Origin of the sequence: Sphingomonas sp. SKA58 (genome assembly GCF_000153545.1) — a bacterium.
Taxonomy (GTDB): domain Bacteria; phylum Pseudomonadota; class Alphaproteobacteria; order Sphingomonadales; family Sphingomonadaceae; genus Sphingobium; species Sphingobium soli.
In genome coordinates this window covers 1,568,912-1,593,694 of the sequence record NZ_CH959306.1, presented here as the reverse complement: position 1 = coordinate 1,593,694, position 24,783 = coordinate 1,568,912, and the positions used below count along the sequence as shown (strand labels likewise).

Annotated in this window: 18 protein-coding genes and 1 tRNA gene; 10 read left to right on the top strand and 9 right to left on the bottom strand. The window is 61.4% G+C overall.

What is annotated here, in order from left to right:
* Positions 1–3 precede the first annotated feature (3 nt).
* From SKA58_RS08220 to zwf, 5 genes are all read right to left on the bottom strand, one after another.
* A complete protein-coding gene (locus SKA58_RS08220) occupies positions 4–516 on the bottom strand; it encodes a hypothetical protein (protein WP_009821933.1) in 513 nt (170 codons plus the stop codon).
* Positions 517–556: 40 nt separating this feature from the next.
* Positions 557–1,177, bottom strand: coding sequence for a bifunctional 4-hydroxy-2-oxoglutarate aldolase/2-dehydro-3-deoxy-phosphogluconate aldolase (eda, locus tag SKA58_RS08215; protein WP_009821932.1), 621 nt, complete (start codon positions 1,175–1,177; stop codon positions 557–559).
* Positions 1,178–1,179: 2 nt separating this feature from the next.
* Entirely contained in the window at positions 1,180–2,154 is a 975-nt protein-coding gene (gene glk, locus SKA58_RS08210; protein WP_009821931.1) for a glucokinase, read from the bottom strand.
* Positions 2,155–2,250: 96 nt separating this feature from the next.
* Entirely contained in the window at positions 2,251–4,077 is a 1,827-nt protein-coding gene (edd, locus tag SKA58_RS08205; protein WP_009821930.1) for a phosphogluconate dehydratase, read from the bottom strand.
* Positions 4,070–5,533 carry a glucose-6-phosphate dehydrogenase gene (gene zwf / locus SKA58_RS08200; RefSeq protein ID WP_009821929.1) on the bottom strand — a complete coding sequence of 488 codons (1,464 nt, stop codon included), beginning with the start codon at positions 5,531–5,533 and terminating at the stop codon, positions 4,070–4,072. The genes edd and zwf overlap by 8 nt, the downstream gene beginning before the upstream one ends.
* Before the next feature lie 190 nt (positions 5,534–5,723).
* On the opposite strand from zwf, the gene SKA58_RS08195 reads away from it, so the two are divergent.
* The 7 genes from SKA58_RS08195 to SKA58_RS08165 all read left to right on the top strand — a co-directional run bounded on the left by SKA58_RS08195 (position 5,724) and on the right by SKA58_RS08165 (position 15,239).
* On the top strand, positions 5,724–6,341 hold the full coding sequence (locus tag SKA58_RS08195) for a flavodoxin family protein (protein WP_009821928.1): 618 nt from the start codon (positions 5,724–5,726) through the stop codon (positions 6,339–6,341).
* A 211-nt stretch (positions 6,342–6,552) separates the two neighbouring features.
* Positions 6,553–6,637, top strand: a tRNA-Leu gene (locus tag SKA58_RS08190).
* Between the two features lie 367 nt (positions 6,638–7,004).
* A complete protein-coding gene (locus tag SKA58_RS08185; RefSeq protein WP_156784178.1) occupies positions 7,005–8,285 on the top strand; it encodes a TolC family protein in 1,281 nt (426 codons plus the stop codon).
* Positions 8,282–10,009, top strand: coding sequence for an ATP-binding cassette domain-containing protein (locus SKA58_RS08180; RefSeq protein WP_009821926.1), 1,728 nt, complete (start codon positions 8,282–8,284; stop codon positions 10,007–10,009). The genes SKA58_RS08185 and SKA58_RS08180 overlap by 4 nt, the downstream gene beginning before the upstream one ends.
* Positions 10,010–10,035: 26 nt before the next feature.
* Positions 10,036–11,307, top strand: a complete 1,272-nt coding sequence (locus tag SKA58_RS08175; protein WP_232209381.1) for an HlyD family type I secretion periplasmic adaptor subunit — start codon at positions 10,036–10,038, stop codon at positions 11,305–11,307.
* Between the two features lie 69 nt (positions 11,308–11,376).
* Positions 11,377–11,688 carry a hypothetical protein gene (locus SKA58_RS08170; protein WP_009821924.1) on the top strand — a complete coding sequence of 104 codons (312 nt, stop codon included), beginning with the start codon at positions 11,377–11,379 and terminating at the stop codon, positions 11,686–11,688.
* Between the two features lie 281 nt (positions 11,689–11,969).
* On the top strand, positions 11,970–15,239 hold the full coding sequence (locus SKA58_RS08165; protein ID WP_009821923.1) for a M10 family metallopeptidase: 3,270 nt from the start codon (positions 11,970–11,972) through the stop codon (positions 15,237–15,239).
* 52 nt (positions 15,240–15,291) lie between these two features.
* On the opposite strand, the gene pth is transcribed toward SKA58_RS08165, so the two are convergent.
* The 4 genes from pth to SKA58_RS08145 all read right to left on the bottom strand — a co-directional run bounded on the left by pth (position 15,292) and on the right by SKA58_RS08145 (position 18,526).
* Entirely contained in the window at positions 15,292–15,858 is a 567-nt protein-coding gene (gene pth, locus SKA58_RS08160; protein ID WP_009821922.1) for an aminoacyl-tRNA hydrolase, read from the bottom strand.
* 81 nt (positions 15,859–15,939) lie between these two features.
* Complete coding sequence (locus SKA58_RS08155; protein ID WP_009821921.1) at positions 15,940–16,566, bottom strand: 50S ribosomal protein L25/general stress protein Ctc; 627 nt, start codon at positions 16,564–16,566, stop codon at positions 15,940–15,942.
* A 174-nt stretch (positions 16,567–16,740) separates the two neighbouring features.
* The gene (locus SKA58_RS08150; protein WP_009821920.1) at positions 16,741–17,628 is read right to left on the bottom strand and encodes a TraB/GumN family protein; all 888 of its coding nucleotides are present in this window, start codon (positions 17,626–17,628) and stop codon (positions 16,741–16,743) included.
* 4 nt (positions 17,629–17,632) lie between these two features.
* Entirely contained in the window at positions 17,633–18,526 is an 894-nt protein-coding gene (locus tag SKA58_RS08145; RefSeq protein ID WP_037542758.1) for a TraB/GumN family protein, read from the bottom strand.
* A 128-nt stretch (positions 18,527–18,654) separates the two neighbouring features.
* Here SKA58_RS08145 and SKA58_RS08140 point away from each other — a divergent pair, with 128 nt between their 5' ends.
* The 3 genes from SKA58_RS08140 to ppdK all read left to right on the top strand — a co-directional run bounded on the left by SKA58_RS08140 (position 18,655) and on the right by ppdK (position 24,723).
* Positions 18,655–19,569 carry a glycine--tRNA ligase subunit alpha gene (locus tag SKA58_RS08140; protein WP_050762994.1) on the top strand — a complete coding sequence of 305 codons (915 nt, stop codon included), beginning with the start codon at positions 18,655–18,657 and terminating at the stop codon, positions 19,567–19,569.
* A complete protein-coding gene (glyS, locus tag SKA58_RS08135) occupies positions 19,569–21,887 on the top strand; it encodes a glycine--tRNA ligase subunit beta (RefSeq protein ID WP_009821917.1) in 2,319 nt (772 codons plus the stop codon). Before SKA58_RS08140 ends, glyS begins: the two co-directional genes overlap by 1 nt.
* Before the next feature lie 139 nt (positions 21,888–22,026).
* Positions 22,027–24,723 (top strand): pyruvate, phosphate dikinase, encoded by a 2,697-nt coding sequence (ppdK, locus tag SKA58_RS08130; RefSeq protein WP_009821916.1) that lies wholly within the window; start codon positions 22,027–22,029, stop codon positions 24,721–24,723.
* Positions 24,724–24,783 lie beyond the last annotated feature (60 nt).

Genomic DNA, 24,783 nt, shown 5'->3' with positions numbered 1-24,783 from the left:
GGGTCAGGGCTGAGGGAGACGGGCCTTCAGCGCGTCGATCCGGTCATTCTGCTGATCGACCAACGCCAGCGCAGCGCTGCGGGCAGCGTCAATATCTTGCACGCCGCCTGCGGCTTGTCCGTCGGCCACATCATTGCTGCGCTGGACATAGAGCGTGTCGAGGCTTGCAAGCGCGGATACGCTGTCGTTTCGGGCGGATTCCAATGCGCTGATTGCGACCTGGGCGCTAACCCAGGCATCGCTCGACACGCCGGCAGTACGTGCGGCGCCGACCAGTCGGTCAGCCTTGGCATAGGCCGCATCGAACGCGGATGCTCCTTTGTCGGCTTGTTCGGCGTAGCGGGCGATTTGCGCGGATAAAGCCGCGTCGGCGGGCTGCGGCACCGGGGGCGGCGCAACGTCGGCTACCGGCGCGCTTTCGATCGGCCTTTTGGCAAGCGAGGGATAATTTTGCGGCGCGCTGGCGCAACCCGACAGCATCAGGGCAAGGGCGGCGAGCAGGCGTCGGGGTGTCATCCCTCGCATTTAAGACGGGCCGCGCGCCGTGGCAACCGCCTCAGCGCTGCAACGCCGCTGCCTCTCGCGCCAGCGCCTCGATCTTTTGCGCGTCGACCGGTCCCTTGGGCACGACCCAGCTGCCGCCGACGCATGTGATGAAGGGCTGTGCCAGCCATTCCGGCGCGCTTTGCGCCGTGATGCCGCCGGTCGGGCAAAAACGGGCGGCGTGGAGCGGTGCGGCCAGGGCCTTGAGCGCAGGCAGTCCGCCCGACGTTTCGGCCGGAAAGAATTTGAAGCGGGACAGGCCCATGTCCATGCCGCGCATGACGTCCCCCGCGGTGGTGGTTCCCGGCAGGAACGGCACGTCCGCGGCGATGGCCGCTTTGCCCAGCGGTTCGGTCAGGCCCGGGCTGACGATGAAGCGCGCGCCCGCTTCCATCGCAGCGTCGAGTTGCGCTGCGTTGAGCACGGTGCCAGCGCCCACGACCGCGCCTTCGACCTGTGACATTTCGCGGATCACGTCCAGCGCTGCGGGTGTGCGCAGAGTGACTTCCAGGGCGGGAAGGCCGCCCTTCACCAGCGCCTGCGCGATCGGCAACGCATCCTCTACGCGCTCGACCACCAGCACAGGAATGACCGGGGCAAGCTCCATCACCTGTTCGACCGTCAGCTTGCTCATTCTCATTTCTCCCTGAAGGCCGCGGCAGCGCCGAATAGCCCGATTTCGTCATGAATGGCGCAGCGGATCGGCACGGTCGCCATCAGGCTCTCGAACCGGCCCTTGGCCTTGAACCGCGTATGGAAACCGCTCTGTGGCAGAAAATCGCGCATCCGTTGGGTGAGGCCGCCAGCCAGCACGACGCTGTGCGGCCCATGTGCCAAGGCCAGATCGCCCGCGACTGATCCATAGCAAAGGCAGAAACGCTCCAGCGCCCGCCGGGCGAAATCATCCGTCCCGTCGAGCGCAGCCTGCCACAATTCGGGATCTTCCATCAGCACCACGCGCTCATGTCCGATCGTCGCCATTGCCTTGTAGATATTGTTGAGGCCTGGCCCCGATACCATCCGCTCAGTCGACACGCGCAGGAATTTGTCCCGCAGGTAGGACAGGATGCGCTCTTCCATATGATCCAGCGGCGCGAAGTCGAGGTGCCCGCCCTCGGTCGCAACGACATGCGGATGGCCGTTGTCGAACGCGATCATGGCCACGCCCAGACCTGTGCCCGGCCCCATGACGGTCACGCCGCCATCAAAGGGGAAAGGCTTGTCCTCTCCGAACAGTAGCGGAAGATTTTCCTGGGGCAGCCGCGACACCGCAAAGGCCACCGCCTCGAAATCATTGACCAGCCGAACCGTGCGCACACCGATGTCAGCAGCCAGCGTATCGGCCCGGATCATCCAGTTGCTGTTGGTCAGCTTGATGACGTCCCGCCCGATTGCGGTCGCAAAAGCGATGGAGGCCGCGTCGGGCAGATCCCCAGCGCCATCCTTTTTCTCATCAGCGGCGAAGGCCGCCCAGCAAGCGGTGAGGCTGGGATAATCCTCCACCTTATATTTGCGCACGGTGCCGAGCGTTGGCACACCCTTTTCATCAAGAGCGGCGCGGGCGAAGCGGGCATTGGTGCCGCCGATATCGGCGGCGATGATGTCGGTCATGTCACTCTCCCTCCGTTCGCCCGGGTCCCGTCGAAAGGCCGCACTTCTCTTCAAAGGGAGAAGGGCGTCGACAGGTTCGGCGCGAACGGGATCAAATCAAACTTCGCTGTCCATCGCCGCCAGGATTGGCGACGCGCCCTGTTCGGCAAGATCGCTATGATGGCGGAACAGCGCGAACAGTTCGCGACCCGTATCATAGGGCGGGGGCGGGGCTTCGGGATGGTCCCTGCGGTCCCATTCGGCCTGGTCAACCAACGCCTCGACCGAGCCGCTTTGCGCGCAGACCCGGACCATATCTCCATCGCGGAGCTTGCCGATGGGCCCACCGCCAAGCGCCTCGGGCGACAGGTGAATGGCGGCGGGCACCTTGCCGGACGCACCTGACATGCGGCCGTCGGTTAATAGCGCGACCTTGAAGCCGCGATCCTGCAATACGCCGAGCGCCGGGGTCAGTTTGTGCAATTCGGGCATGCCATTGGCACGCGGCCCCTGGAAGCGGACGACGACCACGACGTCGCGCTCAAGCTCGCCTGCCTTGAACGCGCGCAGCACGTCATCCTGATCATGGAAAATGGCGGCCGGAGCCTCGATCGTCCAGCGTTCGCGATCGACCGCGCTCGTCTTCATGACGCACCGGCCAAGATTGCCCTGCAAAAGCCTCATGCCGCCATCGGCCTGGAACGGATTGGACACCGGTCGCAGCATGGCCTCATCGCGGGACGAAGGTACGTCCTTCCACGTCAGCGCTTCATTCTCCAGCGCTGGTTCCTTGCCATAGTCGGTCATATCCTGGCGCGCGACGGTCATGATATCCCGATGCAGCAACCCGGCATCCAGCAATTCCCGGATGACAAAGCTGATGCCACCGGCTGCATGAAAATGGTTCACGTCGCCCGATCCGTTGGGATAGACGCGGGCCAGCAGCGGCACTGCATTGGAAATGTCGGCAAAGTCGGTCCAGTCGATGTGAATGCCAGCTGATCGGGCAATCGCGGGCAGATGAATCGCATGGTTCGTCGATCCGCCTGTGGCCATCAGGCCAATGATCGCGTTGACGATCGCCTTTTCATCAATGCAGTGCCCAAGCGGGCGGTAATCATCACCATCCCACCCAATCTGCGCGATCCGGTGCGTTGCCGCGCGGGTGAGTTCGGCGCGCAACTTGGTGCCCGGATTGACGAAGGACGCCGCGGGCATGTGCAGGCCCATCATCTCCATCATCATCTGATTGCTGTTGGCGGTGCCGTAGAAGGTGCAGGTGCCTGCGCCGTGGTAAGAGGCGCTTTCCGACTCGAGCAGTTCGTCGCGCCCGACTTTTCCTTCCGCATAAAGCTGGCGAATCCGGACCTTTTCCTTGTTGGCGAGGCCCGATGGCATCGGCCCGGCTGGGATCAGGATGGTCGGTAGATGACCGAAGCGCAAAGCGCCGATCAACAAGCCCGGCACGATCTTGTCGCAGATGCCAAGCAGCAGCGCGCCCTCGAACATTGCATGGGACAGGGCAACAGCGGTGCCGAGCGCGATCGTGTCACGGCTGAACAAGGAAAGGTCCATGCCTGCCTGGCCTTGGGTCACGCCATCGCACATGGCGGGCACGCCACCGGCCACCTGCGCCGTCGCTCCTACCTCGCGCGCGGCGATTTTGATCTGCTCGGGGTAGCGGCCATAGGGCTGATGCGCCGACAACATGTCATTATAGGCGGTGACGATGCCGATATTCATGGCGCTGCCGGTGCGGATCACGGGCTTGTCCTCGCCACTGGCGGCAAAACCATGGGCCAGATTGCCGCAGGACAGCTGGTCGCGATTGGTGCCGGCGTCGCGGCCCCGTTCGATGAGGTCAAGATATTTGCGACGGCTTTGTGCGCTGCGTTTGACGATGCGCTCCGTCACCTTGGCGATTGTGGGGTGAAGATCAGTCATGCCAGCTTGCTCCGTCGCGTTCGATCAGGGCAATGGCCGAGGACGGACCCCAGTTCCCCGAACTATAGGGGGCGACCTTCATATTCGCCTCTTTCCAGCCATCGATGATGCTGTCGATCCAGGTCCATTGCGCTTCCACCTCGTCGCGGCGGACGAACAGCGTCTGGTCGCCTGCCAGCAGGTCCAGGATCAGCCGTTCATAGGCGATGCGACGTCGCTGCCCGGCGAAGGCTGCGGTGAGGGATACGTCGAGCGTCACTTCCTCCAGATGGACCTGCCGCTCCAGCCCCGGCCTTTTGCTCATGATCAGCAGGCGGATATATTCCTCGGGCTGCAACCGGATGATAAGCGTGTTGGGCTCAAGACCCGTGCCGTGCCCGGCGCGCCAGAAGATGGAATGACGCACTGGCTTGAACTGGATCAAAATTTCCGACTGGCGCGCGGGCATCCGCTTTCCCGTGCGCAGGTAAAAGGGGACACCCTGCCAACGCCAATTGTCGATGTAGGCCTTGAGCGCGACGAAGGTTTCCGTGTCGGACGGCTGACCCAGTTCGTCGGCATAGCCAGTGACAATTTCTCCCTGCACTGCACCCGGCGTATATTGGCCGCGCACGCTATGGGTCTTGACCGTTTCCGCCGTCATCGGCCGCAGCGACCGCAGCGCCTTTACCTTTTCATCGCGCACTGCCGTCGGATCCATGCGCGCCGGCGGCTCCATCGTGATGATCGAAAGGATCTGGAGGATATGGTTCTGCACCATGTCGCGCAGTGCGCCGACCCCGTCATAATAGGAGACGCGACCCTCCAGGCCGACGGTTTCCCCAACGGTGATCTGAACATGATCTATCGCCCCGGTATTCCAGAGCGGCTCGAACATGACATTCCCAAAGCGCAGCGCCAGCAAGTTCTGGACCGTTTCCTTGCCCAGATAATGATCGACGCGAAAAATCTGCTCCTCGGCGAACAGGGCGCCAATGCCGTCATTCACCTGTTTGGAGGATGCCAGATCCTTGCCGATGGGCTTTTCCATGGCGATTCGCGTATTGGCGGCGATCAGGCCGGCGTCGGCCAGGCCTTGCGCCGTGGGCGCAAAAAGCGCTGGGGGCGTCGAAAGATAGATTGACAGGCCGCGCTCCAGCCTGCCGTCGATCCTCTGCGCCAGCGCCGCGAATTGCTCAGGCTTCGCCGCATCCACCGGCTGGTAGCAGATCATTTCACGTAAACGGGCGGCGACATCGTCGTCATAACGATCATTGGGCAGGAACTGCCGCAATGCCGCGCAGACATCCTTTTGAAATGCGTCATCCGACATTTCCGATCGGCCTGAGGCCACGATCATGAAATCATCGGGCAACAGCCCATCGGCCAGAAGATTGTAGAGCGATGGAAAAATCATGCGCCGGGCGAGGTCGCCGGTGGCACCGAATAGCAGGAACGTGGCAGACGGTTCGGTCAAAGGATGATCCTTCTCCGGTTGGTGTTTGTCATGTCTGCACGATGGCGCCTTTATACCGGGCGCGGATCGTTACGCAAGCAGGGTATCGCCCGAAGGCGTCCGTCGCAACATTACGCCTGGCGGCGGGCTTTGGTTGCCCCGGAACTTAGCCGGTCGCGCTGCGCTTGGAGCCAGAAGACAGGAGAATGAGATGCTTAAAGCCCAGCCCCTCAACTGCACGCTCAAGCGGGATGATTCGACGCCAAGCTCCACGGATGCGATGATTGCCGTCCTGGCGCGCGAATTCAGCGCTCTGGGCGTCGAGGTCGCGGATACGATCCGCCTGGCAGCGCACAATGTTCCGGCCGGCGTGACATCGGATGAAGGCGATGGCGATGAATGGCCGGCGATCCGGGAAAGAATATTGGCAGCCGACATCCTTATTTTCGGCACGCCCATCTGGATGGGCCAGGCGAGCAGTGTCGCCAAGCGGGCGATGGAAAGAATGGACGCGTTTCTGTCGGAAACCGATGATCAAGGGCGGATGCCCAGCTATTCCAAGGTCGCTGTCGCAGCGATTGTGGGGAATGAAGATGGTGCCCATTTCGCCTCGGCGCAGATTTTTCAGGCGCTCAATGACGTGGGCTGGACGATTCCAGCCGTGGGCGCCTGTTATTGGGTGGGAGAAGCCATGGGATCGAAAGATTTCCAGGATCTCGACAAGACCCCCGAGCCTGTCGCCAAAACCGCGCAGATGGTGGCCGGGAATGCAGCCCACCTCGCGCAGCTATTCGCTGCAAACCCTTTTCCCGGCCAAGGTGTGGCCTGAGCATCATGTCTCGTTGCCGGCCGTTGCAGACCCATGGGAAAAGGCACATCGACTTCTTTTGTTCACATCGCCCTTCGCCAAGTCCTTTTTCGGCTGGACGCAGAGAGCAGATTTTGCCATCTGGCGGACCGGCGTCGCTGGGAACCTTCTGAAGTACCCCACGGCGCTGAGCACATAGCAGCAGGTGTGACGACCGCTGTGCAGTGACGATGCGGGTGTGGTGAAACTGGTAGACGCGCCGGACTCAAAATCCGGTTCCGAAAGGAGTGTCGGTTCGATTCCGACCACCCGCACCATTGGCCCGATGTCGGCCGGCTCCCCTGTTGATGACAAAGGCTGTTCACGCTGGAAACCCGCATTGCGCGGCGCTCCAGTCTAGGGCATAATCGCCTTGGTCGCACTCATGCGGGATGCGTTGTCGCTAACGGATCCTGTGCGGGCGGAAATGTGTGCGGCTTTGGGGTGCCAGACATTTTGTTTAGAGAGTTTCGGCCTTGGGGAAGGCCGGCCTTCCATGCCGGTTGGGCGCAGCGGGTTGCCGCGACGCTCGCCCTTCTGATCGCGCCTGCCGTCAGTGCGACCGAGATTGCCGACAAAAGCCTGCTTCTGCCGCCCAATCCTGAGCCTTTTTCGCAGCCTGTGCAATCCGACCCCTTGCTGCGAATGTCGCAACAGGTCGGCCCAATAGCGTTGTTCCGCAGCGAGGTCGAAGCTGCCGTTCAGACCAATATGCTGACCCAGGAAGCCCGTGCCGGAGAGCGGGAGGCTGAAGCCGCGCGCATGCAATCGCGCGCCGCGCTATTCCCTTCGCTGGACCTGACGGTCGATGCCAATCGCTCGTTTGCACGGAACTTCTCGAACGATCCCGGTAACATCATCGAGCGATCAAGGCCCGAGGGGCGTACCGACGCGACCGCGTCTGTGCGTCAGCGATTACTGGATTTCGGCGCGACGTCGAGCCGGATCAATGCCGGTAATGCGCGGGTCAGCGCAGCGCGCGCCGCTACCTTCGCATCAGGGGCTGATGTGGCGCTGCGGCTCGTCACGGCTTGGTACAGCATTCTCGCTCAGCGCCTCATGGAGCAAGCTGCCATCGACTATGGCATGCGTCAGGCAGACCTTCGGTCCGCGGTTGAACGCCGAATCACGCAAGGGTTTTCAGCAACCGGTGACCTTCCGCGCATTGACAGCGCCATCGCCAATGTCCGCACGAGGCTGGCGATGTTTCGCCGCGACCGGGCCAGCGCCGAGGCGCAATATCGCGCTCTTTCCGGCCACGATGCGCCAGCGAATGTCTATCGCGTGCCATTGTCTTTGGCCGACCGGCTCGGTCAGGATGTCGTGGAGGCCATGGCTCTGCGCGCGCCGGTCGTGCAGAAGGCTGAAGCTGAAGCGCGGGCGGCGCGGCAGGATGCGCGCGCCGCGCGGTCGGAACGGCTGCCCACCATTGCCGCCGGGGTCGATGCAGGCCGCTACGGCGTTTTCGAAAATTCCGGAGACTATGATGTGCGAGGCCGCGTGATCATGCGGGCTCAGATCGGTGCGGGCTTCAATGCGCGCGCTGATCAGGCCACAGCTCGGGCGGACGCGGCCGATGCCTACGCGCTGCGTGTCCGGCAAGAGGCGCTGCGTGACGCGCAAATGGCATGGAGCGATGTGAAGGGGCTGGAGGCTCAGCTTGCGGCAGCCGAGGCCGCTTATCTGGCCAGTCGGAATAACCGCGACGTCTATGCGGCGCGTTTCGAAACGTCCGGCGGCACCCTATTCGACCTCGTCACGTCCGAAGATAATTATTTCTATTCGATCGCCACCTATGTCCAGACGCTGGCGGAACGGGATCTGTCCCGGTTCGTGCTCCTCGCCAAGGCGGGTGCCTTGCTGGACGAACTGCATATTCAGGTGGACCCGGCCACCGAGCGCACCGACGGAAGGCAAATGCCATGAGGGAAGATCGCTTGCTCGTGGACCACAAGCCGCGTTTCGCTCCCTGGCTGGTGGAGCCGATGCTGCGCAATCGCGCAACCTATATGAAGGTCGCGGTCGCAGCCGCGCTTATCAATATTTTCGCGCTTGTCTCCTCGCTTTTCACGATGACGGTGTATGACCGCATCGTGCCGAACGAAGGGTCGTCTTCGCTGATCGGGCTGAGCATCGGGCTCATCTTCGTCATCATTTTTGACTTCGTCTTGCGGTTGCTGCGCGTCTATTTCGTCGATATCGCCGGCGCCAATATCGACCATGATGTGGGCGAAACGCTGTTCGCGCATCTGCTGGCGCTGCGTCTGGACCAGAAGCGTGGGTCCACCGGCACGCTGACAGGACTGATGCGCGAGCTGGAAACGCTCCGCGACTTCTTCGCGTCGGTGACGTTGACGGCGATCATCGACGTGCCGTTCATCATTGTGACACTGGCGGTGATCGCGATGCTGGGGGGCATCCTGGTTGTGCTGCCGCTGGCGATGATCCCCGTGGTCATCGGCGCCGGACTGCTGGCCACGCCGTCGCTTGATCGCTTGTCCTCGCGCAGCCTGGGGGATGGCCTTGTCAAGCAGTCCGTGCTGGTGGAAGCGATCGGCAGCCTTGAAACCGTCAAGGCGATCGGCGCTGGCCCCATGCTCAGCCGTCGCTGGCAGGCTGCCCTCGTCAGCCACTCCGAAAGTTCGCTGGGCCAGCGCCTTGCCGCCGCTGTTCCCATGACAGTCGCGAACAGCGCCTCGACCATCGCCTATTGCGGCATCATCATCGTAGGCGTGGGCCTGTTGCGCAGCAACACGATCACGACAGGTGCGCTGCTGGCTTGTTCCATCCTGTGCGGGCGGGCCCTGGCGCCTTTAGCGCAGATCGCCACCCTGCTCTCGCGCCTATCCGCGACGCGTGTGGCCTACCGGCAAATCAGCGCGCTGATGGATACGCCGACGGAAGGGCCAACGGGCGATGCGCTGCACCCAGCCCGGCTGGAGGGGGCCATTGAGCTGCGCAATGTCGGGTTTCGCTATCCAGGCGCGCCTGAACGCGCGCTCGATGGCGTCAACCTGGCCATCAAACCCGGCGAGCGCGTCGGCTTTCTGGGCCGCGTCGGTTCCGGCAAGTCAACGCTCGCGCGGTTGATGCTCGGGCTGTATGAGCCGGAAGAGGGCGTGGTGATGATCGACGGGATCGACGTGCGCCAATATGCGCCGGCGCAGCTTCGCGCATTGATAGGATCGGCGATGCAGGACAATGTCCTGATTGCCGGATCCGTCCGGCAGAATATCTGCCTCGATAGGGCCGTCGTCGATCAGGACGAAATGATTCGCGCCGCAGAAATCAGCGGGACGCACCGCTTCATGGGGCAGATCGCCAATGGCTATGACCTGCGCCTGGCGGACAGAGGTGATGGCCTTTCAGGTGGGCAGCGTCAGTCGATCGCCATAGCGCGCGCGCTTGCGGGCAGCCCGCCGGTGCTGATTTTCGATGAACCCAGCAGCGCGATGGATGCACAGACAGAATCGGATTTGATCGCCCGGCTGAAACCGGAAATCGCTGGCAAGACCATGATCCTGATTACCCATCGCACCTCGCTCCTTGCTCTGGTGGACCGCATAGTCATATTGGATGGTGGCAAGGTGGTGGCGGACGGCCCCCGCGATGCAGTGCTGCAGCGCCTGGCGCGGGGGAAAGCAGCATGACCGCGCAGATTGGCTTCCGCCATCCCATGACCATAAAGCCAAAGGTTCCGGCGAACATCATTCTGTGGATCATCCTGGCGTTCGTGCTCGTCGCCATAGGCTGGGCCGCCTTGACCGAAATCGATCGCACGGTTCGCGCCAACGGCCGTGTCATTCCCAGCTCGCAATTGCAGGTTGTGTCCAACCTGGAAGGCGGCGTTGTCGAGCAGATCATGGTCAAGGTGGGGCAGGATGTGAGACAAGGAACGCCGCTCGTCCGTCTCAGCCCGGTCCAGCCTGGCGCAGAATTGGAAGGCAATCTTGCCAGCAGCGATGCTCTCAATTTCAAGATCGTCCGGCTGACAGCGGAGATAACAGGGCAGACACCGAAATTTCCCCAGTCTCGCAACGCGATGATGGCAGCCCAGATCGCGGTCGAGCAGGGGCTTTATCGGTCCCGAATGGCCGAACTGGCCAGCATATCGAATGTCGCGTCGGCCAGGGTAGATCAGGCCCGTCGCGCGATCGCGGAGGCGAGCGCGGCCGAGCAAGCGCGGATTGCGGCGCGCGATGCGGCCCAAGCCGACCTCAATCTCGTTCGACCTCTGGTCCGGGAGGGCATTGAACCACGCCGATCATTGTTGCAGGCCGAAAGCAGCTATGCCGTATCGACCAGCGAGGCGGCGGGGGCAGCGGCGGCCCTTGCCCGGGCACGATCGGTATTGGCGGAGGCGCAGGCAAGCGCGCAGCAGCAAAGGCGCGACTGGCTGACGCGCGCGGCAGACGAGTTGACGGCGGCGCGCGCTGACCTGTCCGTACGCCAGGCGACAATGCCAGCTTATGAATATAAGCTGCGGCGGACGGTGGTTCGCGCGCCGCTGGATGGCCGGATCAATCGGGTGTTCGTCACGACAGTGGGCGGCAGCGTCCGCCCCGGAGATTCGCTGCTCGAAATGGTGGCGATTAACGACACTTTGCTGATCGAAGCCGCTGTGGCGGCAAAGGATATCGCATCGGTCAAGTTGGGTCAGCAGGCCAAGGTCCAGATTTCTGCTTATGACAGCGCCGTCTACGGATCGATGAAGGGCAAGGTGGTCGCTGTGTCGCCCGACGCAGTGCTCAACGAACGAACCGGGGAAAGCCATTATCTGGTCAGGGTTCGCACCACAGCCAACGCCATCACGGATGACGCCGGGCGCCGGCTGCCGATCGGCCCCGGCATGGGTGCCGAAGTCAATCTTCTGGGCGACAAGCGAACCGTGCTGGCCTATATTTTGACACCGCTGACGCGCTTGAGCGAAACGGCATTCCGCGAATAAAGACTGCGGTCTGCTTGGGCCGATATGCGCGCATCTGCGCTGATATGATCAAGTGGAGAGGGACGCGCCATGTTTGTCCATAGTGCCAATCCGGTCTTGATGATCCTTGTCGCGGTGAGCGGTTGTGCGGGCAATGCCGCCAGTTCCGCCTCAACCGATGATGCCGTCTCTGCCACCATGCCGCATGCACCCCCGGGAACAGGCGGCGTGATGCCGCCGCCGGGCGATGCCGAAAAGGCGATCCGCGATCAATATGTAGAAGCAGTGAAGCAAAACACAGTTGCCGCCTACCAGCTGTTCATCTCCCGCTATCCTGATCATCCGCTGGCTAGCGACGCGGAAAAGAGGCTCGACTCAGTGCTTGGTTCACCGCGCCGATAGACGGAAAAGCCCTAGGAAAAATCTTGCTCATGGCAACTATGGCCATCGCCCTGACAATCAAAGGCTAACCAATTGAAATATTGTGAAACTTTAACTGACAATAAAGTAGAAAATAAGTCAAAACATTTCAATATCTTGGTTTTTACTACATGCTATCACAATGAAAAATCATCAAAAACTAATGTTTGGCAATAAACTCAAATAAAGACTATATCGACTTGGTAAGGGGTCGCCAACGGGCACAGTGAACGTGTCATCCAACTCATCTTGCAGGAGGATGTATGCTCAAGCTCTCGGGGGCCGGGCCGGCCAAGGTCATATTTAACGAAGACGACAATAGCGCGTCTGTTTCGCCTACTTCCTATTCCATCAGCAGCACCGCCGACCTTTGGTCGATGATGGGCAACGAAGCCGTCCGCAGCGATATTCTGCTGCTGTATCCCCAGGATGTCATGGAAGACCCTGGCGATCCTGTCGGACAGCCAGGCAGTCTGGACGATCCGCAATTCAATGGGAATGGCAATACAACGCTGGCGCAGGCGGCGACCGGCAATCAGTTGATTGACGGTATTTTGAGCGGGATCAAATGGGACACCGCGCAAACCGTCTATTATAGCGACACGGATTCTGCGGCGGATTATCAGTCCGGCTATTTTTCGGATTCGGATGGCGACGGCGTCAGCGCGCAGAATGAGGGCTTCTCTCAGTTCACTGCGATGCAGATGGTAGCCTTTCACACGGCTCTCAATTCAGTCGCCTATACCCAAACAAGCGCGGCTACCGCTTTCGGCGTAGAATCCTTCACGGGATTGAGCCTGTCCTACGATGGAGCAGGCTCGTCGATCGCGACGATCCGCGGCGCAAATTCCAGCGATCCGGGCACGGCCTATGCCTATTATCCCAGCAGCAGCATCTATGGCGGGGATACATTCTTCGGCAATGGCTATGATGGGACGATCTATTCCTACAAGACGCCCGTCGCCGGCAACTATGCCTGGCACACCATGTTTCATGAACTGGGCCACTCGCTGGGCTTGGCGCATGGTCAGACGGGCGGCGCCTATGGCCCATTGCCAACCGCCTGGGATTCGATCGAATTCACGGTCATGACCTATCGCAGCTACGTCGGCGCGCCTTTGAGCGGCTACTCCTACGAGCAGTGGGGGGCGCCCCAAACCTATATGATGCTCGACATTGCGGCCTTGCAGGCGATGTATGGTGCTGACTTCACGGTGAACTCGGGCAACACCACCTATTCGTGGAATCCGACAACCGGTGAAACCTATATCAACGGGCAAGTCGCGATCGATCCGGGTGGCAATCGCATCTTCGCGACCATCTGGGACGGCGGCGGAGTCGATACCTATGACCTGTCCAATTACTCCAGCAACCTGACGCTGGACCTCAATCCCGGTGGTTATTCCGTCTTCAGCCAGGCGCAGCTTGCCTATCTCGGCAATAATGGCAGCAGCGTCTATGCGCGCGGCAATATCTTCAATGCGATGCTCTATCAGGGCAATACCGCATCGATGATCGAAAATGCCAATGGCGGGTCGGGCAATGACGTCATCAGCGGCAACAGCATCGACAACGTGCTGCGCGGCAATGGAGGGGATGACAGCCTCTATGGCAATGACGGCAATGACACGCTCTATGGCAATGCTGGAAACGACTATCTGGCCGGAGGCGAGGGCGACGATACGCTCTATGGTGGTGACGGTGACGATATCCTGGACGGCGCGGGCGGCACCGATGTCATCTATGGCGGCAATGGTAACGACATCATCTATGGCGGTTTCGTAACCGATAGCGTTTATGGCGAAGCGGGGAACGACTGGTTCATACAGCGCCAGATCGGCGGCGTTGCGGAATTTGGCGACAATGTGAATGGCGGTACCGGGGTCGATACGCTCGATCTCAGCCAGATCGATCTTTACGGGGCGATCGTCGATCTGGCCGGCGGAACCTGGCAGTATAACCCGCTCTATGGTGGCCCGTGGACGGTTACGGGGGTCGAAAATGTCTACGGCACCCAATTGGCCGATACAATCACGGGAAATGCGGCCGGCAATACTTTATACGGTCAATCTGGAGATGACAGTATTGATGGGATGAACGGAAACGACTCCATCTTCGGAGGTGCCGGTTCCGATATGCTCTATGGCGGCGCTGGCAATGACATCCTTGACGGCGGTGCTGGAGACGACCTTCTCATCGGCGGTGATGGTGATGATGTCTTCGACGGTGGCAGTGGCCGTGACCTGATGTATGGCGAAGCTGGCGATGATCTGTTCCGACTTTTTGACGGATGGAACGGCAGCTATGGAGAGATAATCGTAGGGGGCGCGGGGTCCGACACTTTTGATATCTCCGGTACCAGCGTAGCGACCTCCACGATCGATCTGGCCGACGGAACCTTCAATTATACGCCCGGTGGCGCAGGAGCGATAAGCCTGTCCAGTATTGAGAATGTTATTGGCAACACCGGTTCGGACGCGATTAGCGGGTCTGGAGAGGTCAATTCGCTATGGGGGCGCAGCGGCAACGATACACTCCTTGGCCAAGGAGGAAATGATTTTCTGTATGGCGAAGATGGTAACGATCTGCTCGATGGTGGAACTGGCGTCGATTATATGGCCGGTGGCACGGGCAATGATACCTATTATGTGGATAGCGCCAGCGATGCAGTCATCGAGTTCTCAAATTCCGGGACCGATATCGTTTATGCATCGGTGACCTATTCCATTGCCGGAACAAATGTTGAAAATATTACAGCTGTTGGATCAGCTTCCTTAATCACCGGAAATGGACTAAATAATATCATCACCGGAAGTGCTATTGGCAATAAACTCGTCGGCGGCGGGGGGGATGATACTCTGCTGGGCGAAGGTGGCGATGATATATTGGATGGCGGCGTGGGCAACGACATCCTGGATGGCGGTAATGGAATTGACGCTGCGGATTATCGTTCCTCAAGTGCCGCAGTTACGGTGAATTTGAGCGTGGGAGTGGCTCAGAATACTGGGGGTGCTGGTACAGATACCTTGAGCAATATCGAGAACATATTTGGATCATCCTATAATGATAATTTGACTGGTAATTCGCTCAGCAACTTCATTCTGGCCGGAAATGGGAATGACACGCTCAATGGTGGTGCCGGTGATGACGACCTGAATGGCGGCAACAATAACGATTACCTCAACGGCGGATCGGGCAGTGACAGTCTGACCGGCGGTGGCGGTAATGATGTGTTTGCTTTCCTCAACGGCTTTGGTCCGACCAATGTCGACACGATAACGGACTACAGCGTCGCGAATGATACGATCAACATCCTGTCGGCAGCGGTCGGTGGGTTGCCAACCGGCACGCTGGCGGCAAACGCGTTCCACATCGGTGCGGCGGCTGCGGATGCCAATGACCGGATCATCTACAACAGCGCGACCGGCGATCTATTTTACGACGCCGATGGCAGCGGCGCGGGGGCGGCGGTGCTGTTCGCGCATCTGTCCGCTGGGCTGGCGATGACCAACGCTGAATTTGTCATCGTCTGAGCCTAGACAATTTACAGCAACAAAACAGCGCCCGGGCGACCGGGCGCTGTTTTCATGCCTGGCGCAATGCGACTTCGTTCATGAAACGCGCGTCGTCGCCGGCGGCGAGCCAGGGCGCTTCCGCGCCAATCGCGCCCAACATGTCGGCCAGCGCGTCCATCTCGCTCTTGGCGTAATTGCCCAGCACATAGCCATGCACCTTGTCCTTGTGTCCGGGATGGCCGATGCCGATCCGCACGCGGCGGAAATCATTGCCGATATGTGCGTCGGTTGAGCGCAGGCCATTATGCCCGGCATTGCCACCGCCGCGCTTCACCTTCACCTTCATCGGCACCAGATCCAGTTCATCGTGAAAGACGGTCACATCCTGGGGCGTCAACTTGTAGAAGCGCATCGCTTCGCCAATCGACCGCCCGCTTTCGTTCATGAAAGTCGCGGGCTTCAGCAGCAGGATCTTGTCATTGCCGATCCGGCCTTCCTGCGACCAGCCTTGAAACTGCTTTTTCGGCGCGGAAAAGCGATGCATGTCGGCGATCAGGTCGATGGCCATGAAGCCGACATTATGCCGGTGCATCGCATATTGCGTGCCCGGATTGCCGAGGCCCGCCCATATCTGCATATCCCGCGCTCCCATGAAAAATCCCGCCCGCCGGGTAGGCGGACGGGATGATCTTTTCCAGCCGAAAGGCCGGCAAAAGCCTTATTCGGCCTCTGCTTCGCCTTCGTCTTCCTTGGTCGTGTCGCCTTCCGAGCTCTTGAGCGCGGACGGCGCGACGATGGTGGCGATGGTGAAATCGCGATCGTCGATCGCGGTCTTCGCGCCCTTGGGCAGCGTCACTGCGCTGATATGGATCGAATCGCCCACTTCAAAGCCCTTGAGGTCGACGACGACGTCTTCTGGGATGTTGGCGGCATCGACGATCAGTTCGACGTCATGACGAACGACATTGAGCACGCCGCCCTTCTTGAGGCCCGGCGCCGCGTCTTCATTTTCGAAGCGCACCGGCACATTGACGTTGACGGTGGCATGTTCCGAAACGCGCAGGAAGTCGGCGTGCAGCGGACGGTCGGTCACGGGATGGAAAGCGACATCCTTGGGCAGGGTGCGCACGGCCTTGCCGTTCACCTCGACCATGACGACCGAATTGAAGAAGTGCCCGGTGCCGAGCAGCTTGCTCAGCAGCTTTTCCTCGACATGGATGGACTGGGGTTCTTCATTGTTACCATAGATGACGGCGGGTACGCGGCCCTCACGGCGGAGAGCGCGGGAGGCTCCCTTGCCTGCCCGATCGCGTGCCTCGGCCGACAGCGTAAGCTGCTCGCTCATTGCGTGTCTCCAAAAGCTTGATTGCACAAATTCCCGCCACGCCTCCAGGGATGACCATCGCGGGAAGGCGCGCCATTAGCAGAAAATGGGCAAAAGGCAAGCATAGGACGTCGCCGGGATGGCAAAGCAGGCCGACAGCGAAAGTGACAGCAGCGGGCAGTTGTGATTCCGCTTCTACTGAACCCGTGTCACCGTGAACCCCCGGTCCTTCAGCAGCTCGATCAGATTGTCCTTGCCGGTCAGGTGGCCCGCGCCCACCGCGATAAAGGGGCGACCGGTCATCGGCTCTATGGTTTCGGCCCAGTCCCGGTTGCGTGCGGTCAATATCGCTTCCTCGACAACCGGGTCGGGCTGTTCGCCGATCTGGTCCTCTTTCGCGATCGCTTCCATATCGCCCTTCAGCCAGGCGGTCAGGATGCGATCGTAGAGCGCCTTCATGCCCTTGGCCTCGTGCACGGTCTGCACCAGCAATTTCGATTGTGCCTCCGGGGGCAGCGTGTCGAACGCGCGGAACTGGCGTTCGACGGTTTCCAGTCCGCTGATTGGCTTCCCGGCCGTTTTGAAGGCGGCGATCAGCGCGGGTTCGACGCCATTATCCTGACTGACGTGGAGCGCCTGCTGGCTGGCGGCGGACAGCAGCATGGCAGCGGCCCAGCTTTCATATCCCGACAGAAGTTGGGAGGATGTGCCGCCATCGCTGATCGCCTTGAGCAGCGCAGGCCTTTCCTTCGCAGGAACGCGCTGCTCCAGCCGCGGCAGGTTCGGGCTGCGGCCCATATCTTCGAAAATGCCGAGCGTCTTTTGCTGATCCTGCAAGTCCGCGGCCTCCAGCACCAGCCGGTCGGCCTTCGCCATCGCGTCGCGGATCGGCGGCGTGTCCCACGCCACGCCGGTTGGCAGCACGTGGATGGTGCCAAACAGCCAGCCTTTGAGCGCGCCGCGTTCCACCTGCCACAACGCCGGTCCGCCCTGCTCTTGCGTGGGGGAAGGCGGCGCCTTGTCACAAGCGACGGCCAGCGTCAGCGAACAGAGCGCGAGGAACCGGAGAATAAGGCTGGTCATGCTGTCAATCCTTCACCCGGCTGACCTTGATGTCGAGCGCGCCCAGTTGCTCCTGTACGCTGCCCTTGCCGGCCAGGTGGCCCGCGCCTACCGCGACGAAGACGGTGCCGGGGCGGTCCAGACGGGTCTTGATCCATTGCGCCCAGGTCGCGTTGCGATTGGTAAGCAGCACGCGGGCCAATTCCGGCGTGGCCTCCAGCGACTCATTCATCTCCCGCGCCAGTTGTTCAGGCTTTCCAGCCTTCCAGTGCCGCAGCAGGGAGTCGAAACTCTTGTCTAGATCGGGCAGGCCATCGACCGTGGCGTTGAGAAAGCTGATCTGCTGATCCATGGGCAGCCCGGCAAAGAAGCCGATCTGCTGCTCGATGGTTTCGAGGGCGTCGACGCTCTTCCCTGCGTCGGTGGCGGCCGCGCGCAGGATCTTTTCCGCGCCAAGATCGGTGCGAAACCCTGCGCGGGCGAGGGGAGCGACCGACAGCGCCATGCCGGGCATCCAGGGGTTGAACAATTCAAAGCTCTGCCAGGGCAGGCCATTGGCCTCCATCGCGGCCTGATAGGCGGTGCGGGCGGGCGGCGACAGGCGATCGGACAGCTTCACCCCGTCCTTGGCCAGCGCCATGCCGGCCATGGTCGTGCCCAGAGCACGGGGATCGTCCGGTTCGATAATCTCCAGCACCAGCTCTTCCGATGCGTCGAAGGCGCGCCTCACCTTGCCATCGAACCAGACGACGTCTGGCTTCATGACATGGACGGTGCCGAACAAATAAATGGTGGTGTCCGCATCGCTGACGCGCCAGAGGGCAGGGGTGGCGACAGTGTCGGAACGGGCCTGCGCGTTTCCGCCGACCAGCAGCATCGCGGCGGCTGCGACGCGCAGCAAGGTGGAAAAAATCGTCATGTTCCATCCATGCGCAGCGCAGGCGCGCAGGGCAAGGCCCTTAACCCTGTTTGCGGCCGCTTCCCCTTGACCCTTTTCCTGCCATGCGCCAAGGCGCGAGGCCAAGTTTCGAGCGAAAAGGACCATCGGTGGCGACGAGTAAGGCGCTTTCCTTCCAGGACCTGATCCTGACCCTCCACGCCTATTGGGGGAAGCAGGGCTGCGTCATCCTGCAACCCTATGACATGGAAGTGGGCGCGGGCACATTCCACCCGGCCACCACGCTGCGCAGCCTGGGACCGGACGCTTGGAACGCAGCCTATGTGCAGCCCAGCCGCCGACCGACCGATGGTCGCTACGGCGAAAATCCCAACCGGCTCCAGCATTATTACCAATATCAGGTGATCATGAAGCCCAGCCCCGCAAATTTGCAGGAGCTGTATCTGGGGTCGCTGGTGGAAATCGGCATTGACCCGCTGGTTCACGACATCCGCTTTGTCGAGGATGACTGGGAAAGTCCGACGCTGGGCGCCTGGGGCCTGGGCTGGGAAGTGTGGTGCGACGGCATGGAGGTGACGCAGTTCACCTATTTCCAGCAAATGGGCGGCTTCGACTGCAAGCCGGTCGCGGGCGAACTGACCTACGGGCTTGAGCGGCTTGCCATGTATATTCAGGGTGTCGACAGCGTTTACGACCTGAAATTCAACGATGCCGGCGTCACCTATGGCGACGTGTTCCTCGAAAATGAGCGGCAGATGTCGAAATGGAATTTCGAGGTCGCCGACACGGACAAGCTGCTGCGCTGGTTCAAGGATGCCGAGGCCGAGTGCAAGGCCTCGCTGGAAGCGGGCGTTCCGCTCGCCGCCTATGATCAAGCGATCAAGGCGAGCCATGTATTCAACTTGCTCCAGGCGCGCGGCGTCATCTCGGTGCAGGAGCGCGCCAGCTATATCGGCCGCGTCCGCGACCTAGCCAAGGGCAGCTGCGAGAAGTGGATGGAAGTTAATGGGTGGAAAGAACCGACCTTGAGCGCCGACGAAGTTCCTGGACTGGGTGACTTTTGATGACTGACTTCCTCCTCGAACTGCGCTGCGAGGAAATTCCCGCGCGCATGCAAGTGAAGGCATCGGACGATCTGGCGCGGTTGTTTGCGGACGAACTGGCCAAGGCCGGGCTGAAGCCGTCCGCGATCGACAGTTTCGTGACTCCTCGCCGCCTCGCCCTCATCGCCCGCGACCTGCCGCTCGAAACCGCCGCCGTCAGCGAAGAATTTAAAGGCCCGCGCACCAGCGCGCCGGCGCAGGCGCTCGACGGTTTCCTGCGCAAGACCGGCCTGACCCAGGACCAGCTGGAAGAGCGTGACGGCGTGTGGTTCGCTGTCGTGAACAAGCCCGGCCGCGCCGCCGCCGACGTGCTGGCGCAAGCGGTCCCGGCGGTGATCCGCGCCTTCCCCTGGCCCAAGTCGATGCGCTGGGGCGCTGCGAGCCAAACGACCGAAAGCCTGCGCTGGGTGCGGCCATTGAAGGGCATTGTCACGATATTGGGCGAGCAGCTGGTCGATATCGAGATGGAAGGGCTGCGATCGGGCTATGCGACGCTCGGCCACCGTTTCCATCATCCCGGCGAAATCACCATCGGCGGCGCGCATGATTATTTGGAGAAGCTGCGCGCCTGTCACGTGATCGCCAGCCACCAGGAACGACAGGCGATCATCGCGGCGAAAGCCGACGAGGCCGCCGCCGCGCACGGCTATAGCGTGATAGAGGACAAGGGGCTGGTCGCGGAGAATGCGGGCCTCACCGAATGGCCGGTGCCGTTGCTCGGCGATTTCGACCCGGCCTTCCTGGAGGTGCCGCCCGAAGTCATCCAGCTGACCCTGCGCATCAATCAGAAATATTTTGTCCTGCGGGATACGGACGGGAATCTGGCCCCGGCCTTCATCTGCACCGCCAATATCGATGCGAAGGACGGCGGCGCGGCGATCATCGCGGGCAACCGCAAGGTGCTGGCCGCGCGACTCTCCGACGCCCGCTTCTTCTGGGAGCAAGACCGCAAGACCAGCCTCGCGGATCATGCGAAGAAGCTGGAGCGCATCACCTTCCACGAGAAACTCGGCACCGTCGCCGACAAGGTCGAGCGCGTCGCGAAACTCGCCCGTTGGTTGGTGGAGGAGGGGATCGTCGGTGCTAGTGCTCCGGCGAAAGCCGGAGCCCAGGGTGACGAAGCGCAACCTAACTCTGGGCTCCTGCCTTTGCAGGAGCACTGCGGGGCGGAACTCGCCACCCTAGCCGAACAGGCGGCGCGCCTGTGCAAGGCCGACCTTGTCACCGAAATGGTCGGCGAGTTTCCCGAACTGCAGGGCGTCATGGGCGGCTACTATGCCCGCGCCGAGGACTTGCCGGACGCCGTCGCCGACGCCATCCGCGACCATTACAAGCCGGTCGGGCAGGGCGACGATGTGCCGACTGCGCCGGTTACGGTGGCAGTGAGTTTGGCGGATAAGCTGGATACGATTACATCGTTTTTCGGAATTGATGAGAAACCGACCGGTTCAAAAGATCCCTTTGCTCTCCGACGGGCGGCATTGGGTATTATTCAGTTGGTCATAAAAAATGATCTGCGTCTTCGTCTGCTTGATCTCATCATTTATGTAAGTCGCGGCAATGAGGGAGATTTCACTCAGCGTTTTGTGTTCGAGGATAATTTTCGTGACTGGTTGAAAGCAGGCGGCGAAGGTGACTTGGCTGCCGTGAATGGCATTCTCCTTCGAGGCAATGGCCTTGCGCTCTTGGACTTCTTCGCTGACCGCCTGAAGGTCCAGCAGAAGGAAGCCGGCGTTCGCCACGACCTGATCGACGCGGTGTTCGCGATCGGGGGCGAGGACGATCTCGTCCGCTTGCTCGCTCGCGTGAAGGCGCTCCAGTCCTTCGTTGCGACCGACGATGGCGCGAATTTGCTTGCGGGCTACAAGCGCGCGGCAAACATCCTCAAGAAGGATGCGCCCGACCTTTCCTCCGCCCGTCACCCCGGCCTTGAGCCGGGGTCCCGCTTCTTTGACGACGCGGAAGGTAGCGGGACCCCGGATCAGGTCCGGGGTGACGATGCGGCGGATGCGCTTTCCTACACCCCCGAGCCCGCCGAAGCCGATCTCATTACCGCGCTCGATGCCGCCGAACCCCGCGCCGCCCAGGCCGTAGCGGAGGAGCGGTTCGAGGATGCAATGGCGGCGCTCGCGACGCTGCGCGCGCCTATCGATGCTTTCTTCGACAGCGTGACCGTCAACGATCCCGATCCGGACAAGCGCGCGAGTCGCCTTGCCCTGCTGGCAAGGGTTCGTGACGCAGTGCACAATGTCGCCGACTTTTCGAAGATTGCGGGTTGAGGCAAGAAGCTTGCAAAGGTGACAAGAATTTTGATGAGGCGGGTGGGATATGCCTATCCTGCCACGCATTGAGCCGCTAATTGCGGTAATATTATTGCAACGCACAAAACTCGGCAATCAGTGCAGGGAGAGCCGGAACATGGTGAAGACACAAGAGGCCCAGATGAACAGCATGACCCGCTATGTCTATCGGTTCGGCGGTGGCGTGAATGACGGGGGCGAGGGCGACAAGAATCTTCTGGGCGGCAAGGGCGCCAATCTGGACGGCATGGCCGCGATCGGCTTGCCGGTGCCGCCGGGCTTCACCATCACGACCGAAATGTGCACGCGCTATTATCAGGATGGCGGCGTCTATCCAGACAGCCTGCGCGATGAAGTGGCGAACGGCATCGCCCATATCGAAAGCGTGACCGGCAAGACGTTCGGCGACAAGGCCGACCCACTGCTGGTATCGGTCCGTTCGGGCGCGCGCATTTCGATGCCCGGCATGATGGATACGGTGCTGAACCTTGGCCTGAACGATGAAACCGTGCTCGGCCTCGCCGCTGCGTCGGGCGATGAGCGTTTCGCCTGGGACAGCTATCGCCGCTTCATTCAGATGTATTCGGACGTGGTGCTGGAACTCGACCATGGCGCGTTCGAGGAAGCGCTGGAAATCGCCAAGGAAGATCAAGGCTATACGCTCGACACCGAAATGAGCGCCGACGACTGGAAGGCGCTCGTCACCGAATATAAGGCGCTTGTTGCAAAGCTGTGGAACAAGCCCTTCCCGCAGGATGTGCATGATCAGCTCTGGGGTGCGATCAGCGCTGTGTTCGGGTCCTGGCAGGCGGATCGCGCCAAGGTCTATCGCCGCCTGAACTCGATCCCGGGCGACTGGGGCACGGCGGTCAATGTGCAAGCGATGGTATTCGGCAATATGGGCGACACGTCGGCCACGGGCGTCGCCTTCACCCGCGATCCCGCGACGGGCGAGAACGCCTATTATGGCGAATATCTGATCAACGCGCAGGGCGAGGATGTGGTCGCGGGTATCCGTACGCCGCAATATCTCACCAAGGCCGCGCGCGAGCGGGCAGGGGCAAAGCCGCTGTCGATGGAAGAGGCGATGCCCGAAACCTACGCCGAACTGGCGCGGGTGTTCGAAATCCTCGAAACCCATTATCGCGACATGCAGGACATTGAGTTCACGGTGCAGCAGGGCAAGCTGTGGATGCTCCAGACCCGCTCGGGCAAGCGCACGGCCAAGGCCGCGCTGAAGATCGCGGTCGACATGGCGCATGAGGGGCTGATCTCCGAAGAGGAAGCCGTCGCGCGCGTCGATCCCGCCGCGCTCGATCAATTGCTGCACCCCACGCTGGATCCCGACGCCCCGCGCGACGTGCTGACCAAGGGATTGCCCGCCTCGCCGGGTGCGGCGAGCGGCCTCATCGTGTTTGATGCCGATACCGCCGAGCGGCGCAACGAATTGGGTGACGCGGTTATCCTGGTCCGCGTGGAAACCAGCCCCGAGGATATTCACGGCATGCACGCGGCCAAGGGCATCCTGACCGCGCGTGGCGGCATGACCAGCCATGCCGCTGTCGTGGCGCGTGGGATGGGGCGTCCGTGCGTGTCGGGCGCGGGCGGCTTGTCGATCGACAATGCCAGGAAGATCCTCCGCATCGGTTCGCGCGAGTTGAAGGAAGGCGATGTCCTGACGATCGACGGCGCGACCGGTGAGGTCATGGCGGGCGAAGTGCCGACCGTGCAACCTGAACTGGCCGGAGATTTCGGCACGCTGATGGAGTGGGCCGACAAGGTTCGTCGCCTCAAGGTGCGCGCCAACGCGGAAACTCCGCTCGATTGCCAGACTGCACGCGATTTCGGTGCGGAGGGCGTCGGCCTGTGCCGGACGGAACATATGTTCTTCGATGCGGCGCGCATCACCGCCGTGCGCGAGATGATCCTGGCCGACAGCGAGAAGGGGCGCCGTGCCGCGCTTGACAAGCTGCTGCCCGAACAACGCGACGATTTCGCCCAGATTTTCATGGTGATGGCCGGCCTGCCCGTCACTATCCGCCTGCTCGATCCGCCGCTGCACGAATTCCTGCCCCATGGAGAGGCGGAATTCGAGGAGGTGGCCAAGGCCGCCGGCGTCGGTGTCGAGGCGTTGAAGCGCCGCGCGAGCGAACTGCATGAATTCAACCCTATGCTCGGCCATCGTGGCTGCCGCCTGGGGGTGACCTATCCTGAAATTTACGAGATGCAGGCCCGCGCCATTTTCGAGGCCGCGTTGCTGGTGAAGCAGCGCAGCGGCGAAGCACCGATCCCCGAAATCATGATCCCGCTCGTCGCCACCCGCAAGGAACTGGAACTGATGAAGGCGATCGTCGATCAGGTCGCAAAGGATGTCTTCGCCGAACAGGACGCATCGGTCGAATATCTGGTCGGCACGATGATCGAGCTGCCGCGCGCTGCGCTCAAGGCCGGGGAAATCGCCGAAGTTGGCGAATTCTTCTCCTTCGGCACCAATGACCTTACGCAAACCACCATCGGCATCAGCCGCGACGACGCCGGCCGCTTCCTGACGCAATATGTGGACAAGGGCATTTTTGCCCGTGATCCTTTCGTCAGCATCGACGTAGAGGGCGTAGGCGAGTTGATCGAGCTGGCGGCCGAGCGCGGCCGCGCGACCCGCACCGGCATCAAGCTTGGCATTTGCGGCGAACATGGGGGCGATCCCGCGTCGATCGCTTTCTGTGAGAAAACCGGGCTCGATTATGTCTCGGCCTCGCCCTACCGCGTGCCGATCGCCCGACTAGCGGCCGCCCAGGCGGCATTGGCGAGCAAATGACAAAAAAGGGCGGGAGTAAATGCTCCCGCCCTTTCTCGTGATCACATGGGTTTGAGGCGG

Coding starts and splice junctions, on each gene's coding strand:
- SKA58_RS08220 (WP_009821933.1), bottom strand. CDS start 516: ATGACACCCCGACGCCTGCTCGCCGCCCTTGCCCTGATGCTGTCGGGT.
- SKA58_RS08165 (WP_009821923.1), top strand. CDS start 11,970: ATGCTCAAGCTCTCGGGGGCCGGGCCGGCCAAGGTCATATTTAACGAA.
- ppdK (WP_009821916.1), top strand. CDS start 22,027: ATGGTGAAGACACAAGAGGCCCAGATGAACAGCATGACCCGCTATGTC.
- SKA58_RS08150 (WP_009821920.1), bottom strand. CDS start 17,628: ATGACCAGCCTTATTCTCCGGTTCCTCGCGCTCTGTTCGCTGACGCTG.
- pth (WP_009821922.1), bottom strand. CDS start 15,858: ATGCAGATATGGGCGGGCCTCGGCAATCCGGGCACGCAATATGCGATG.
- edd (WP_009821930.1), bottom strand. CDS start 4,077: ATGACTGATCTTCACCCCACAATCGCCAAGGTGACGGAGCGCATCGTC.
- SKA58_RS08155 (WP_009821921.1), bottom strand. CDS start 16,566: ATGAGCGAGCAGCTTACGCTGTCGGCCGAGGCACGCGATCGGGCAGGC.
- SKA58_RS08195 (WP_009821928.1), top strand. CDS start 5,724: ATGCTTAAAGCCCAGCCCCTCAACTGCACGCTCAAGCGGGATGATTCG.
- glk (WP_009821931.1), bottom strand. CDS start 2,154: ATGACCGACATCATCGCCGCCGATATCGGCGGCACCAATGCCCGCTTC.
- eda (WP_009821932.1), bottom strand. CDS start 1,177: ATGAGCAAGCTGACGGTCGAACAGGTGATGGAGCTTGCCCCGGTCATT.
- SKA58_RS08185 (WP_156784178.1), top strand. CDS start 7,005: ATGTCGCAACAGGTCGGCCCAATAGCGTTGTTCCGCAGCGAGGTCGAA.
- glyS (WP_009821917.1), top strand. CDS start 19,569: ATGACTGACTTCCTCCTCGAACTGCGCTGCGAGGAAATTCCCGCGCGC.
- SKA58_RS08175 (WP_232209381.1), top strand. CDS start 10,036: ATGACCATAAAGCCAAAGGTTCCGGCGAACATCATTCTGTGGATCATC.
- SKA58_RS08180 (WP_009821926.1), top strand. CDS start 8,282: ATGAGGGAAGATCGCTTGCTCGTGGACCACAAGCCGCGTTTCGCTCCC.
- SKA58_RS08145 (WP_037542758.1), bottom strand. CDS start 18,526: ATGACGATTTTTTCCACCTTGCTGCGCGTCGCAGCCGCCGCGATGCTG.
- SKA58_RS08170 (WP_009821924.1), top strand. CDS start 11,377: ATGTTTGTCCATAGTGCCAATCCGGTCTTGATGATCCTTGTCGCGGTG.